This is a genomic window from Streptomyces sp. NPDC054770, assembly GCF_053611985.1.
Genome location: NZ_JBSHBL010000017.1, coordinates 1 through 14,134 on the forward strand (window position 1 = coordinate 1; position 14,134 = coordinate 14,134).

12 protein-coding genes and 1 tRNA gene are annotated in these 14,134 nt (G+C 71.0%); 7 read left to right on the plus strand and 6 right to left on the minus strand.

Translation table 11 applies throughout. From position 1 onward, the window contains the following. The first annotated feature begins 79 nt into the window (after positions 1-79). Both ACWGKQ_RS17230 and ACWGKQ_RS17235 read left to right on the plus strand, forming a co-directional pair. On the plus strand, positions 80-2,419 hold the full coding sequence (locus ACWGKQ_RS17230) for a glycoside hydrolase family 3 C-terminal domain-containing protein (RefSeq protein WP_453292751.1): 2,340 nt from the start codon (positions 80-82) through the stop codon (positions 2,417-2,419). A gap of 28 nt (positions 2,420-2,447) precedes the next feature. Continuing rightward, complete coding sequence (locus tag ACWGKQ_RS17235; protein ID WP_453292752.1) at positions 2,448-2,864, plus strand: hypothetical protein; 417 nt, start codon at positions 2,448-2,450, stop codon at positions 2,862-2,864. 22 nt (positions 2,865-2,886) lie between these two features. Here ACWGKQ_RS17235 and ACWGKQ_RS17240 read toward each other — a convergent pair whose 3' ends face one another. Beyond that, positions 2,887-3,768, minus strand: coding sequence for a GNAT family N-acetyltransferase (locus ACWGKQ_RS17240; RefSeq protein ID WP_453292753.1), 882 nt, complete (start codon positions 3,766-3,768; stop codon positions 2,887-2,889). A gap of 172 nt (positions 3,769-3,940) precedes the next feature. After that, positions 3,941-4,336 carry a hypothetical protein gene (locus ACWGKQ_RS17245; protein ID WP_453292754.1) on the minus strand — a complete coding sequence of 132 codons (396 nt, stop codon included), beginning with the start codon at positions 4,334-4,336 and terminating at the stop codon, positions 3,941-3,943. A 312-nt stretch (positions 4,337-4,648) separates the two neighbouring features. Here ACWGKQ_RS17245 and ACWGKQ_RS17250 point away from each other — a divergent pair, with 312 nt between their 5' ends. Continuing rightward, a complete protein-coding gene (locus tag ACWGKQ_RS17250) occupies positions 4,649-5,446 on the plus strand; it encodes an ArsR family transcriptional regulator (protein WP_453292755.1) in 798 nt (265 codons plus the stop codon). 273 nt (positions 5,447-5,719) lie between these two features. Here ACWGKQ_RS17250 and ACWGKQ_RS17255 read toward each other — a convergent pair. Both ACWGKQ_RS17255 and ACWGKQ_RS17260 read right to left on the minus strand, forming a co-directional pair. Continuing rightward, positions 5,720-5,804 (minus strand) — tRNA-Ser (locus ACWGKQ_RS17255). Positions 5,805-5,864: 60 nt separating this feature from the next. Beyond that, positions 5,865-7,340 (minus strand): trypsin-like peptidase domain-containing protein, encoded by a 1,476-nt coding sequence (locus ACWGKQ_RS17260; RefSeq protein WP_453292756.1) that lies wholly within the window; start codon positions 7,338-7,340, stop codon positions 5,865-5,867. A gap of 257 nt (positions 7,341-7,597) precedes the next feature. Between ACWGKQ_RS17260 and ACWGKQ_RS17265 the strand changes: the two genes are divergently transcribed. From ACWGKQ_RS17265 to ACWGKQ_RS17275, 3 genes are all read left to right on the plus strand, one after another. After that, a complete protein-coding gene (locus ACWGKQ_RS17265) occupies positions 7,598-8,425 on the plus strand; it encodes a glycerophosphodiester phosphodiesterase (RefSeq protein WP_453292757.1) in 828 nt (275 codons plus the stop codon). A gap of 234 nt (positions 8,426-8,659) precedes the next feature. Further along, complete coding sequence (locus tag ACWGKQ_RS17270; protein ID WP_453292758.1) at positions 8,660-9,298, plus strand: ATP-binding protein; 639 nt, start codon at positions 8,660-8,662, stop codon at positions 9,296-9,298. 223 nt (positions 9,299-9,521) lie between these two features. Beyond that, a complete protein-coding gene (locus tag ACWGKQ_RS17275; protein WP_453292759.1) occupies positions 9,522-10,487 on the plus strand; it encodes a DUF5926 family protein in 966 nt (321 codons plus the stop codon). A 245-nt stretch (positions 10,488-10,732) separates the two neighbouring features. Here the strand turns inward: ACWGKQ_RS17275 and ACWGKQ_RS17280 are convergent, their stop codons facing one another. Together ACWGKQ_RS17280 and ACWGKQ_RS17285 are read right to left on the minus strand one after the other, a co-directional pair. After that, a complete protein-coding gene (locus ACWGKQ_RS17280; RefSeq protein WP_453292760.1) occupies positions 10,733-11,365 on the minus strand; it encodes a hypothetical protein in 633 nt (210 codons plus the stop codon). A gap of 54 nt (positions 11,366-11,419) precedes the next feature. Beyond that, positions 11,420-12,094 carry a bifunctional DNA primase/polymerase gene (locus ACWGKQ_RS17285; RefSeq protein ID WP_453292761.1) on the minus strand — a complete coding sequence of 225 codons (675 nt, stop codon included), beginning with the start codon at positions 12,092-12,094 and terminating at the stop codon, positions 11,420-11,422. Positions 12,095-12,636: 542 nt separating this feature from the next. Between ACWGKQ_RS17285 and ACWGKQ_RS17290 the strand changes: the two genes are divergently transcribed. After that, positions 12,637-14,133 (plus strand): PP2C family protein-serine/threonine phosphatase, encoded by a 1,497-nt coding sequence (locus ACWGKQ_RS17290; protein WP_453292762.1) that lies wholly within the window; start codon positions 12,637-12,639, stop codon positions 14,131-14,133. Position 14,134 lies beyond the last annotated feature (1 nt).

Consider the following 14,134-nt stretch of genomic DNA (forward strand, 5'->3'; position numbering starts at 1 on the left):
AAGTTTTTATTTTTTGGGAGAGCACCGTGATATAAAGCTCAAATTTCGTCGGCTGCGTCAGTTGTGTATAAGAGACTGGGTGACTGCGGGGGCGGCCCCGGCGCCGGTCGCACGGCCGGCGCCGGACCGACGGCCGGGCGGCCGCCCGGCCTCCCGACGCGTCGAAGCCCTGCTGGCCCGGATGACCACGGCCGACAAGATCGCCCAGCTGAACATCCCGGTCTGCCTCCCGCAGGAACTGCTCGGCGACTCCACGGACCCGACCGGCACGGTGGCGAAGCGGGAGGCGTACGTACGCGGCCGGACCGTGGTCGGCACGGGTGCCGGGCAGGTGCGGCTGGGCCCGGGCGGCGGTTTCTTCGGCCTGGTCAACCAGACCCTGTCCGGTTCCGTCGAGGTACCGCATCCGCTCACGCCACGCGAACAGGCCGAGCAGCACAACCGGCTCCAGCGCCTCGCCCGTGACACCCGACTCGGCATCCCGCTGCTGGAGATCAGCGAGGGCACGCACGGTTCCGTGGGCCCCGGTTCGACGATCTTCCCGGAGGGGCTGGCGCTCGGCGCGACCTTCGACCCGGAACTGATCGGCCAGGTGTACGCGGCGGTGGCCCGGGAGGCCCGCGCGGTCGGGATCCACGCGCTGAGCACCATCACCGCGGAACTGAACCGCGACCCGCGCTACGGCCGCGGGATCTGGGCGTTCAGCGAGGACCCGTACCTGACCGCCGCCATGGTCGGTGCGCTGGTGCCTGCCATGCAGGGCGCCGGCGGCGACCTCACGTCCGACGAGGCGGTGGTCACGTCCCTGGTCACCTTCCCCATGGAGTCCCCCAACGTCGGCGGTCTGGAGACCAGTTCGATCGAGATCGGGGAGCGCGCCTTCCGCCAGACCCACCTGGAGCCGTGGCGGGTGGGGTTCGCGGAGGCCGGGGCCCTGATGACCGAGGCGAGCGAGCAGACCATCGACGGACTGGTCGTGCACGGCTCGCGGAAGTACCTCACCGACCTCCTGCGGGACGAACTGCGCTTCGACGGCGTGGTGATCGGCAACGACCTGCGCAGCCTGATCCGCGAGCACGTGGCGGCCACGGCGCAGGAGGCGGCGGAGCTCGGACTGCGCGCCGGTGTCGACGTCAGCCTGGCCTGGGACGAGATCTACCTCGACCAACTGGCCGCGGCCGTACGGGAGGGAAGGATCGACGAGGCCCTGCTGGACCGAGCCGTACGACGTGTGCTGACCCTGAAGGAACGCCTGGGTCTGTTCGAGAACCCGTACGTCGATGCCGCCCGGGCGGAGCGGGTGGTGAACTGCGCACCGCACCGGGCCCTGACGCTGCGCGCGGCGCGTGAGTCGATGGTGCTGCTGAAGAACGAGGGCGAGCTGCTGCCGCTGGCCGCCGACCGGGTCCGCACGGTGGCGCTGATCGGCCCGAACGCCGACGACCAGCTCAATCTCCTCGGCGAGTACAACGCCTACCCCGCGCTGCACGAGACCCCCTCGATCCGTGAGGCGTTGACCCGGCTGCTCGGCGACCGGGTCCGGGTGCGTTACGAGCGCGGCTGTGCCGTCACCGGAACGGACACCTCCGGCTTCGCCGCCGCGCGGGCCGCCGCCCGGGACGCGGACGTCGCGGTGGTGGTCGTCGGCGAGCAGACCGGCGGCGGCTACTTCTCGCCGGACCGCACCGACGGCGAGCTCAAGGACACCGCGTCCCTCGCCCTGACCGGCGTACAGCAGCGGCTGCTCGAAGAGGTGCACGCCACCGGCACACCGACCGTCGCCGTGGTGGTCACCGGCCGGGCCCTGGCCCTGCCGTGGGCCAGGGCCCACCTGCCGGCGCTGCTGGTCGCCTGGCTGCCCGGCGAGGCGGGCGGCCGGGCGGTCGCGGAAACGCTGTTCGGCCACACCGAGCCGACCGGCCGCCTGCCCGTCACCTTCCCCCGCGATGTCGGCCAACTGCCCCTGACCTACGACCAGAAGCACGCCCGTGCCGAGGCGGACGCCTACATCGACATGCCCTCCACGCCCCTGCACGCGTTCGGATCGGGCCGCGGCTACACGACCTTCCACCACAGCGGCATCCGGCTGGACGACACGCACATCACGCGGGACGGCGGGACCCACCTCCGCGTCGACATCACGAACACCGGCAAGCGGGCCGGAACCGAGGTCGTCCAGCTGTATGTCACCGACGACCGGGCGAGCGTCTCGCTGCCGCGCATCCGGCTGCGGGGCGTGGCCAAGAGGCGGGTGGCGGCGGGCGAGCGGGTCACGGTGTCGTTCCCCGTGGTGGCCGCCCGGGACCTCACCCTCGTCGACGAACGGCTGCGCACCGTCGTGGAGCCGGGGACGTTCACCCTCAGCGTCGGCAGCGCCTCGGACCGCCTGCACCAGCGCATTTCCCTGACCGTGTCCTGACCCGACCACCCAACCATCGGAGAACCCCATGAACACCGAAGGCTCCACCCTCTACGAAGCCGACTACATCGCGGCCACCGCCGACGAACTCAGCCGCAAGCAGGGCGCCGACAAGGCCGCGGCGCTGGTCAGCCAGAAGGCCCTCTTCCAGCGCCGCGGGCGGATCGTCCTGCACCCCGACCGGCTCGTCCTCACGGACTGGTCGGACACCGGCCCCCTCGTCCTCACCCGCACGGACATCACCGCGGCCGGGACCCGCTTCACCGACCTCTACGGCCGGTTCCTCGGCGGCCTCCTCAACGCCGGCAAACCCCTCATCCTCAGCACCGCCTCCGCGTCCGCGTTCCCGGGCGACATCTACCTGCTCATCAACCGGCGCGAGTTCATGGAGACGACGGACGACAGGAAGTGGGAGAAGCGAATCAACGACTGGCGCAACGGCTGATCCCGCAGATCCTGCTGCGTTCTCAACCGGTCACCGGCGCCGCTACCGAAAAGTCGTACGCGGCCCAGTCGGCGAGCCGCTCGTATCCGAGGCGCTGGTACAGGGCGTTGCTCGTGGGGTTGGACAGGTCCGCGAACAGGACGACGTCCTGCGCACCCGCGGCCAGCGCGGCCCGGCTGACCTCCGCCGTCACGGCACCCGCGTAGCCGCGGCCGCGCAGATGGCTGGGGGTGTAGACGACGTCCACCTGGATCTGGCCGCCGATCAGCGGGTTCAGGCCCGCGACGGAGACGGGAGTGCCGTCCGGGGTCTCCCAGAGTGTGTAGCCCTTGTCGGCGTAGCGCGTGCCGGCCCAGGTGCCGGCGTCGATGGAGACGTCCTCTCCGACGGCCCTGGCGAACTCGCCGCACCAGAACATGGCCTGATCGAGGTCCCGCTCGCCCAGGACCCGGCCCCGGCCGGCCGGCATCGGGTCCGGTGGGGTGAGTGTGCCGAGGCGGTACAGGCACAGCCGTGTGCCGCGGAGTTCGGGCGTCGCGCCGGTGTGCCGCCGCCAGGCCTCGGCGAAGACGGTGGCCGTGTCGTGGTCCGATCCGGCGGAGGGCAGGGAGTGGCCGAGGGCGGCCAGGCGGGCGGCGAGGGAGTCGGCCTGCTCCGGGGTGAGCGGGGAGAGCCCGATCCCACCGGGCGGAAGCCGGTAGAAGGTGGCCCGCACCTCGCCGTCCTGCTCCAGGACCCCGAAGACGGCGGCGTCGGCACCGAACGCGCCCGCCCCCCGCACCCGCACCCTCTCGGCCCACGTCAACTGCATGACGTGCGGCCCGGGACGCGAGCGCAGGAAACCCCCGGCCCGGGCGAGGAAGTCGTCGACGTCGTCGGTCAGATACCAGTCGGCTGAGTGCATACCCGATGCTTTCCCATTCCGGGGCGCACGTCCAGGTCTCACGCGTGAGGGCCACTCCTCGATCCCTTTCCGGATCAACTTTCAGAAGCCTCCTTCCGGAACCGGAACCGGAATCGCACCGTTGCCCTCACGCCTCGAACCTCACTGCATAAATGCGGTGTAGTCCGGACCGTCAGTAGGCAACGATCCCGCTGCTCGAACGGTCGAACTGCAGGAAGAACTTGGTGCCGTCACTTACATTGGTGGCCGCCAGTCCCCATGTGCCGGCGCTGATCTTGCGGGAGGCGTTGCAGTAGCTGTCACCGCTCGTGGGATCGAAGCACGTCTTCACATTGACGTCGGTGTTGGGCTTGACGTTGATGTCGGCGCAGTTGGACGTGGTGTAGGCCCAGGCGGCGCCTGCGGGCCACCAGTTGCTGGGAGACGTGGTGTAGCTCTTGGCACTGCCGTAGCAGGACTCGGCAGCTGAGGGTGCCGCGGTCGCCGTCGCCGTGCCGGCGGCGGTCAGTCCGCCGGCGGTCAGCGCGGTGATCGCCAGAATCCTGACGGCCCGTGAATGGATGTACATGATTCCCCCTGTCTTCTTTTTCTTGCGACTGGCGTGAACTCATGTTCCCGGCCCCCTCTTTCGCTGTCATGCTCCTACGAACCTGTTGACACATCGCAGGTCGGAGCTCATGATCACAGGGGGAAAGGGATGCTCCGCTTTCATTTCACGCCGGCGGATCTGACCAGAGTCAGAATGGCGGACGGACCTCACACGCTTTGGGAAATAACCGCCAGCCTGCACCGTTTCCAGACGCGTGACGGACGTTGGGCCTACGCCGCCTGGCACCGCGCCGCCTTATCCACACTCCGCGAGACATTCCTGGGCCGCGAAGTGAAATCCGTTCTGCTGCCGCTATTCCCGCGAGCCAGCTACTTCCCCGACTTCCTCACCCCGCTGGAAGGACAGGCCGGCCTCGACGCCGGTTTCGATGCCCTCCTGTCCACCCCCGCCGCCCAGGTGGCGAGGGAGACCGCGCTGCTCGCACACTCCGTCGGCGCCCCCTCCTGGGTCCACCGGCTCACCGAGGGTGAGACCCGCGACCAGGTGGTCCGCGTCCTGCGCGCCTACCACGACGCCGTGATCTCCCCGCTTGAGCAGACCTTGCACGACCACCTGCACGCGGAGCGGGTACGCCTCGCCGGCGCCCTCTTCCGTACCGGGATCGAGGAGTTGCTCGCGAACCTGGCACCCACGGTCCGCTGGCGGCCACCGGTCCTCGAGATCGAGTCGTACCCCAACGACCGCGACGTCCACCTGGACGGCCGCGGGCTGCTTCTCATCCCCTCGTACTTCTGCTGGAAGACCCCGATCACCCTGGCCGACCCGGGACTGCCCCCGGTACTGGTGTATCCGCTCCACCACCGGCTCACGGCGCCCCCGCCCGCAGACCACGCACCCCTACAGGCCCTGCTCGGCACCACGCGAACAGCCGTGTTGCGCGCCACCGCCACCAGCGCCACGACCGGCGAGGCCGCGGCTCGCTCCGGGGTAACCGCCACCACCGCCAGCCACCACACCGCCGTACTGCGCGACGCCGGCCTCATCACCAGCCACCGGCACGCCAACACGGTCCTGCACACCCTGACCCCACTCGGCGCAGCCCTCCTCAAGCGGCACACCGGCCCCTGAGGCAGCCCCGGACGGTTCGCCCGGCAAAGCGATGCCCTTACGCAGGCGCCGAGCCAGGCTCACAACCGTCGTCCGCCATGCACACCCAACCCGAAGACCCTCGGCAAGCAGCGCGACCGGCAGAGCCGGACCGACAAGGTCCCCGTACGAGTTCCTGGCCGCAGGTCGGCTGCACGCGCTGGTCAAAGCCGGGACGACGGCGATCCAGGGTGAGACCAGGTCAGACGGAAGGGGTGTCTCTCGGGAGAGAGACACCCCTTCTGACCTGCTAAGCGGTGGGTGTGGGATTTGAACCCACGGTGGCTCGCGCCACGACGGTTTTCAAGACCGTTCCCTTAGGCCGCTCGGGCAACCCACCCCGCGCCGACGGAGATCGGCGCGGGGAACAGAGTAACCGGTTCGTGCGGGCGTGTGCGGGTCAGTTGTCGCCGACGCGGGAGCCGAGGGTGACGGTGACCGTGTGTTCCGAGCCGCCGCGCTTGTAGGTGATCTCGACCTTGTCGCCGGGCTGGTGGGTCCAGATCTCGCCGATCAGCGTCGGGCCGCTGTCGATCACCGAGTCGTCCAGCTTGGTGATGACGTCGCCGGGCTTGAGGCCGGCCTTGTCCGCGGGGCCGCCCGACTCGACCGCGTCGGCGCCGCCCGAGCCGGAGTCGGTGATCTGCGCACCGCCGGTGCTGTCGTCCAGCGACACCGACGCGCCGATCTTCGCGTAGACCGGCTTGCCGGTCTTGATCAGCTGCTGGGCCACGTACTTGGCCTGGTTGATCGGGATGGCGAAGCCGAGGCCGATCGAGCCCGACTGCCCGGTGCTGCCCAGTCCGCCGCTGGAGGCGGACTGGATCGCGGAGTTGATGCCGATCACCGCGCCGGAGGCGTCGAGCAGCGGGCCGCCGGAGTTGCCCGGGTTGATGGAGGCGTCGGTCTGCAGGGCGCTCATGTAGGACGCCTTGCTGGTGGAGCTGCCGTCACTGGAGGCGACCGGGCGGTTCTTGGCGCTGATGATGCCCGTGGTGACCGTGTTGGACAGGCCGAAGGGGGCGCCGATCGCGATCGTCTCGTCGCCGACGGCCACCTTGTCGGAGTCGCCCAGGGCGAGCGGCTTCAGATCCGACGGCGGGTTCTTGAGCTTGATCACCGCGACGTCGTAGCCCTGCGCGTGGCCGACGACCTCGGCGTCGTACTTCTTGCCGTCCGGGAACGTCGCGGTCAGCTTGCCGCCGTCGAGGGAGTCCGCCACCACGTGGTTGTTGGTGATGATGTGGCCCTGCTTGTCGAAGACGAAGCCGGTGCCGGTGCCGCCCTCGCCGCTGGTCGACTCGGACTCGATGGTGACCGTGCTGGGCAGCGAGTTCTGGGCCACCGCCGCGATGGTGCCGGCGGCACGCTTTACCTGGGTGGCTCCGCCGCTGGAGGTCGAGGAGATGGTCGTGGAGCCGCTGTCGTCGTTGTTCTTCGCCAGCGTGTAGCCGAGCCCGCCGCCGATGCCGCCCGCGACCAGCGCGGCCACCAGGACGGCGGCGATCAGACCGCCGCGTCCGCTGCTCTTCTTCGGCGCGGGCTGCGGCTGCTGGAAAGGCTGCTGCTGGTACTGCTGGTACTGCTGGTCGTACGACGAGCCCCAGCCGGCGCCGGCGCCCGCCCCGGGGTCCGCGTAGGAGGGGGTCGCGGGGGCCGGGGGCGGCCAGGAGCTGTCCGGGGCCTGCGGTGCGGTCCCGTAGGGGTCGCCCGCGGGCGTGCCGGGCGCCCCCTGGGGCGTCGGCGGGATCTGGGCGGTCGGCGCTTCCCCACCGTCGGACGCGGCTGCCTGCGGCGAGGCAGCGGGAGACGACGGCGGCACGGGAGGTGCGGACGGGGCCGGAGGTACCGGGTTGCCCTCGTTCTCGGTGCTCACAGCTTCTCTCCTCGGTCCACGGCTTTTCTTCTCGGTCGCACTCGGTCACGCTCTTTCACGCTTGCTGTCGGTCCGGCGCGATTCAGCTGTGCATGTGCTTTTGTATGCCGTCAGCTTTTCCCACAGGCCGTCAGAGCACCATAAGCGGTGGCTGTGGGTACACGGACAACCTTTATATGGGGCCTATCCGATAAAAGTTCTCTTTATCGGCATCCGGGGTGACCCCAGGCGCCCCCGCGCGGTGGCACCATGACGCGGTGACCCACGCACCACAGCATCGCATCCAGGTCGTCGCGCACCGCGGGGCCTCCGAGGACGCCCCCGAGCACACACTGGCCGCCTACAAGAAGGCCATCGAGGACGGCGCCGACGCCCTGGAGTGCGACGTACGCCTGACCGCCGACGGCCACCTGGTGTGCGTCCATGACCGACGGGTCAACCGTACGTCCAACGGGCGCGGCGCAGTATCGGCCCTGGAGCTCGCGGAGCTGGCTGCCCTGGACTTCGGCGCATGGAAGAAGGGACCGGCCTGGCGCGGGCGGGACGAGGAGCCCGACTGGGAGTTCCGGCCCGAGGACCGCGCGGACACCTCCGTACTGACCCTGGAGCGGCTGCTGGAGCTGGTCGCGGACGCCGGGCGGCGGGTGGAGCTGGCGATCGAGACCAAGCACCCCACGCGGTGGGCGGGGCAGGTCGAGGAGCGGCTGCTGGTCCTGCTCAAGCGGTTCGGACTGGACGCTCCGGCCGGCCCCGCCGACTCGCCGGTGCGGGTCATGAGCTTCTCCGCGCGGTCGCTGGCCCGGGTACGGGCGGCCTCGCCGACGCTGCCGACGGTCTACCTGCTGCAGTTCCTCTCGCCCCGGCTGCGCGACGGCCGGCTGCCTGCCGGGGTGCGGATCGCGGGCCCCTCGATCCGGATCGTGCGCAATCACCCCGGGTACGTGGAGCGGCTGAAGCGCAACGGCCACCAGGTGCACGTGTGGACGGTGAACGAGCCGGAGGACGTGGACCTGTGCGTGGAGCTCGGCATCGACGCGATCATCACCAACCGGCCGGCCGCGGTGCTGCAGCGGCTGGGACGGTGAAGGACAGCAAGGGCCCCCAGGGGCGGTGAACCGGGACCTGTCCTGATCAGGGCTCAGATAAAGAGTCAAGTAAGGACACCTCACACCTCTTGACCCGACAGCCGACCCACAGCATCCTCACTTCTCGGCCAAACCATCGAATTCAAGCCATCCAAAGCCATGTCTGGGGGGACACGGCGACGGCCCGTCACAGGGAGTGCTCCGGCGCGTTCGGCATGTGTTCGTTCGTTGCGAATGCGTCACCGGACATTCATTGGCCGGTTTCCGGTTCAGGCCGATGGGGCATCCACACCGTGGCGTGGGGCAAAGGAGGTCTCGGGGGTGGCGTTGGTGGTGGCACAGGAGGTGCCCACGTCGTCGAGCATGGCCGTACCCCATGGCCCTGCGGGCGTGGGGAAGGCGAGACACCGCATGCGCGATCAGTTGCGCACGGGTGGTCTATCGGAATCGGTCATCGACGATGCCGTACTGATCCTTTCCGAACTTTTGAGCAACGCCTGCAAGCACGGGCGCCCCTTGGGCGACGCGCTGGCCGGGGACGGCGACGTCCGGGCGGCCTGGCGGGTGGACCCGCGCGGCCGGCTGGTCGTCGAGGTGACGGACGGTGGCGGCCCGACCCGCCCGGCCCCCATGACCCCCTCGGTCACGGCGCACGGCGGTCGCGGTCTGAACATCATCACGGCCCTGGCCGACGACTGGGGCGTCCGCGACGACGCCCGGGGCGAGGTGACGGTCTGGGTCGTGGTCCACAAGGACGTGCGTGATCCCGGCCCCCGGGACCGCCGCGACGCCTTCACTACGCGTGTCATGGCACCCCAGGTCCCGGAGATGGCCGGCGTGGACTTCGCGGACGCGTTCGACGACCTGGACTGACCGCGCCCCGGACAGGCGGATACGGACCGACCGACCCGGACCGACCCGGACCGACCGATCACAACCGATCGATCCAGACCGACGGATTCGGACCGATCCGGACCGGCCGACCTGGACCGACCGGGTACGTGACCGCGGCTCCGTCCACAGGTTCCCGTGCCCCACGGCCTGAACGGCTAGGCTCCCGCCCGTACGAGACGAGCCGTAACCGGGAGACACCCAGATGGCCAAGAAGCGACCCCAGACGACGGCCACGCGGCCGCAGCTCGGCGACGGAGAGATCCCGGTTGTCGGTGCTCGTGAGCCCTGCCCCTGCGGCAGCGGCCGCCGCTACAAGGCGTGCCACGGCCGGGCGGCGGCACACGCGGCGACCGAGCTGGTGCACCGCCCGTTCGAGGGGCTGGCGGGCGAGGGCGACTGGGTGGCGCTGCGTGAGCTGGTCCCCGCCGCCACGGTCGAGCTGGCCCTGAAGGGCGGTCTGCCCGAGGGCGTCCCCTCGGTCACGCTCGCCACGGTGCTGCCGATGGCCTGGCCGGCGCTGCGCCGCGACGACGGCTCGGTCCTGCTCGGCCTGCAGAACGACACGGCGTCCGGCGACATCAGCCGCGACCTCGCCGACACCCTCCAGCGCGCCCTCGCCGCCGAGCCGGGCACCCCGGTGCAGGGCCGCCGCGCCCCCGCCGAGAGTCCCCGGCTCCAGGACCTGCTCGACCCGAAGGGCCCGTTCGAGCCAGTTGTGCACGACGGCTTCGAGTTCTGGGTGCAGGACGCGGAGAACGCCACCCCGGACGTGACCGCCTCCCTGGAGCGGGCCAACGCGGCGGCCATCCCGACGGTGAAGCTGACCGGCGTCGACTCCGCCTACTGGTGCGAGACGCCCGAGAAGAACCATCTGCGCTGGGTCATGCCGTATCCCGAGGAGCAGCTTCTGGACGCTCTCGCGCGGCTGCACGCCGCGGGCACGTCCGGCCTCGGCGAGGGCACCCGGCTGGTCGGTTCCTTCCGCGCCCACGGCCTCACCGTGCCGGTCTGGGACCTGCCGAGCGGGGTCGGCGCGGAGGACGTGGAGAAGCCGGCCGCCGAGTTCGCCGAGCGGCTCGCGACCGCTCTGGCCTCGGAGGCACCGCTCACGGCGGACGAGCGACGGGCCCGCGGCGGACTGACCAACCGGCAGGTCACGCTCAGCTGACGATCAGCGCGGACACAGGGAGGCGGCTGACCGGTCGGTCAGCCGCCCCAGGCCCGTCGGGCGGGTGACTCCTGTCACAACTTCCCTACACGGCAAGCAAATACGTGTCCGAATAGCCGAGATCGAATTTGCGAACCGCCGATCTCTTGTTACCGTCTCAGTAGCCCGGTTGCTGGTGCATCCCCCGTCGCCAGCAACCGGGCCTTTTCATGCCCGGCTCCGGCTGTACGGACCGTACCGATTCGTCAACTCCCGCTTGACCGCTGGGAGTTGCCCGCGGACGAGCCGGCAAGACCGCCGGCCGAGTCCCCGGAGCCGCCCCCGGTCCCGTCCCCTGAACCGTCCCCCGAGTTGCTCGCGGAGCGCAGCAGCAGCGGCCCGTCGCCGTCGCGCGCGGCGAACTCCGTGACGGCCGTGTAGGCGTCCAGCGTGCCCTTGGTGTGCTCCCGGGGCGTCTCACAGGTGGCGGGCTCGTCGTCGGCGTCCGCGGAGCAGTGCGTCTGCACGGTGCGGCCGTGCGGGCCCAGGAGGCTCAGCACGCCCTCCAGGGCCGCCCCGGTGGCGTTGCGGTAGTAGGTGCGCGCCCAGGTGTCCGCGCCCTGGGCCATCACACAGGTCTGCGCCTCGACGCCGTCGGGCGAGGTGAGTTCGGGACCGCAGCGGGCGGCCGTGGCCAGGCCGAGGCCGAGCACCAGCGGGGACCGGACCGGCGCCGGCAGCTTCTCGTCGTCGTGCCGGGAGGGGCGTACGGCGGAATCGCCCACCTGTCCCGCGGACGCCACGGCCAGCGGCAGCGCGACCGCGCACACGATGACGCCCGCGAGGGCGAGCAGACGTAGTCGGGGGTCTGGGGGCTGCCCCCCGGAATTACGCGGCATGCACGGAGGGTAACCAGACGGACGCGGCAAGCCGTGTTCTCGCGCCCGACACCCTTACAACTCGGGTGCGCTCACACCCGTACGGGTGAGGGCGTCGACCACGGCGTCCACCACGGCCTCCACATCGGGCACCCAGGGCGTGGCCGAGCCGGGCAGCGGGGCCCGCTCCCAGCGGATGGCGCCCTGGCCGGTCTCGGAGGGCGGCAGGGCGAGATAGCCGCCCTCGCCGTGGAAGCGGAGCGAGCCGGGGACGAAGTCCTTGGCGTAGAGCAGCTCGCCCAGCTGCTCCATGGAGTACGGCTTGACGAGCAGCGCCCAGCGGGTGGGCGCCGCGACCACCGGGCCGAGGCGCATGCCGCGGCGGTCGAGAAGGGCGAGGGCGCGGGAGGCGGCGAGGGCGGGCAGGCTGACCGCGCAGGGCGCCGTGCCGCCGGCCGCGCCGGTGGCGAGGACGATCGGGGCCGTCGGCCGGTTCCCCCACCACCAGCGGATCATGCGCTCGTCGGTGGTGGCGGCGAGCAGGCCTGGGTCGAAGGGGTGTGCACCGGGCACCGTGCACTCCGGGTCGGGGCACGCGCAGCGGGCCCGCCCCTGAGGGTCGGGAGCCACGCCCGGGAGTACGGGCCACTGCCATTCCGTAGCGAAGGTCAGGGCCGCGCCGAGAAGCTCAGGCACCTTGTCGTTCCGCTTGGACAGGAGCCTGCGTCGCCTTCCGAGGATCTCGCGCATCAGCGCTCGTTCCTTTCCGTTGCACCGCTGGCAACACCGTGGACCACATCACACCATGTGTCGATCACTTCACTGTGCGTACCTGTTGGCGCATCACACCCCTGCCCTGGGCAAGGGGAACCCCTGGGGGTCGAGCGGGGACCGCGCCCGCGTTCACAAGAACTGCGTCGTACTGCTCGTACTACGTCTCGCTACTGCGTCTATCAAAAGCACGGCCACGGCGTGGGGGTGGCGAAGTCTGGCGTTTTGCCGTTCCGAGTGTTTCTCTCCGCCTCCGCCACGGGAGGATGGGGCACGGTCGTCGGTGGTTAAGACGCCCGGGTCCGTCGCCAGGTTCCGGGTGGTCCCCAACCACCCCTGGCCTTCTCCGAGTACGTACCCATCACGACCGCTGTGACGCTCCGTGGAGCAAGGCCAGTCGACCGCAATGAACCGTTGCCCGAGTCAGTTTTAAGCCAACTTTGCTTTTGTGCAAGCCGTCCGGGAGAACACCTCGCGAAGACCTCAAGAGGCCCACGGACACCAGGAATCCCGGCAGGACAATGCTGGACATCTCCTCACGAGTGCGTGTACATGTGGAGACACTGCTAGCGGCGCAGAAAGACATGGGGGTTTGCGATGCTTTTCAGCAATACGCACAGGTCTGGAAGCCGGACGCGATGAACGCCCCGCACCCTCCGAAAGTGGCTGGAATCGATTCAACGGTTCCCACGCCCACCCACACTGTCGCGCCGGTTCCCCCCGCCCCGGCCGCACCTCCCGTCCCGAAGGCCCCCGCCGCCCCGGCCCCCGGCACCGTTCTCCAGGACCGGCTGGCCGGCTGGGTCTCCGACCTCACCACCCTCCATGAACTGACCGAACGGCTCACCCGGACCGGCACACTGGAGCCGGCCCTCCAGGAACTGCTGCGCGCCGGTGCCGCCCTCGTGGGCGCCCGGCGCGGTCTCGTGGCGCTGGAGCCGGCCGACGGACTCGGCCCGCGCAGCACGCTCGGCCTCGGCCTCGGCCGCGCGGACCTCGGCCACCTGGAGACCGTCCCGCCCGGCGCGCTGCCGTACGGCGCCGCCGCCGAGACCGTGCACCCCGACCTGTTCGCCGAGGACGGCCTCGACCCGCGCCACCGCGAGGTCGCCGCCCGCCTCGGCTACGCCGCCAGCTACGCACTCCCCCTCGTCACCGAGGCGGCCGGCCGCCTCGGCGCGGTCGCCTGGCTGTACGACGAGCCGGCCGAGCCGCACGAGCGCCAGCGCCACCTCGCCGGCCTGTACGTCCGGTTCGCGGCCGAGCACCTGGCCCGGCTGCTGGAGGTCGAGCGCACGCGCGCGTGCATGGCGACCATCGCCGAGGAGCTGCTCCCCTCCCGGCTGCCCCGGGTGGCCGGCGTCCAGCTCGCGGCCCGGCACCGCACCGGTCCGCGCGGCGGCGGCGACTGGTACGACGCACTGCCGCTGCCCGACGCGGCCCTCGGCCTCGCCGTCGGCTCGGTCACCGGCTCCGGGCCCAGCGCGGTCGCCGCGATGGGCCGGCTGCGCGCCTCCCTGCGGGCGTACGCCGTGATGGAGGGCGAGGACCCGGTCGCGGTCCTCTCCGACCTGGAACTGCTGCTGCGGCTGACCGAACCGGCCCGCTCGGCCACCGCCCTGTTCGCCTACTGCGAGCCCGCGCTGCGCAAGGTCACCCTCGCCGGGGCAGGACACAGCCCGCCGCTGCTGATCGGGGCGCACCGCACCGAGTTCGCGGAGACCTCGGTGTCCGCACCGCTGGGCATGCTCGCCTGCTGGGAGGCGCCCAGCGTGGAGATCGAGGCGGAGGCCGGCGAGACCGTGCTCCTCTACACCGACGGGCTGCTGCACCGCACCGGCGACCCCATGGACCGCGCCTTCGCCCGGCTGCACACGGCCGCCGCGAGCGTCCCGCGCGCGCTGCGCCACGACCCCGGGGCGATCGCCGACCACGTCCTGCGCACGGTGCTGCCGAACGGCCTGGACGAGGCCGACAGCGAGGAGGACGTGGTCCTGCTGGCGGCCCGCTTCGACTGAC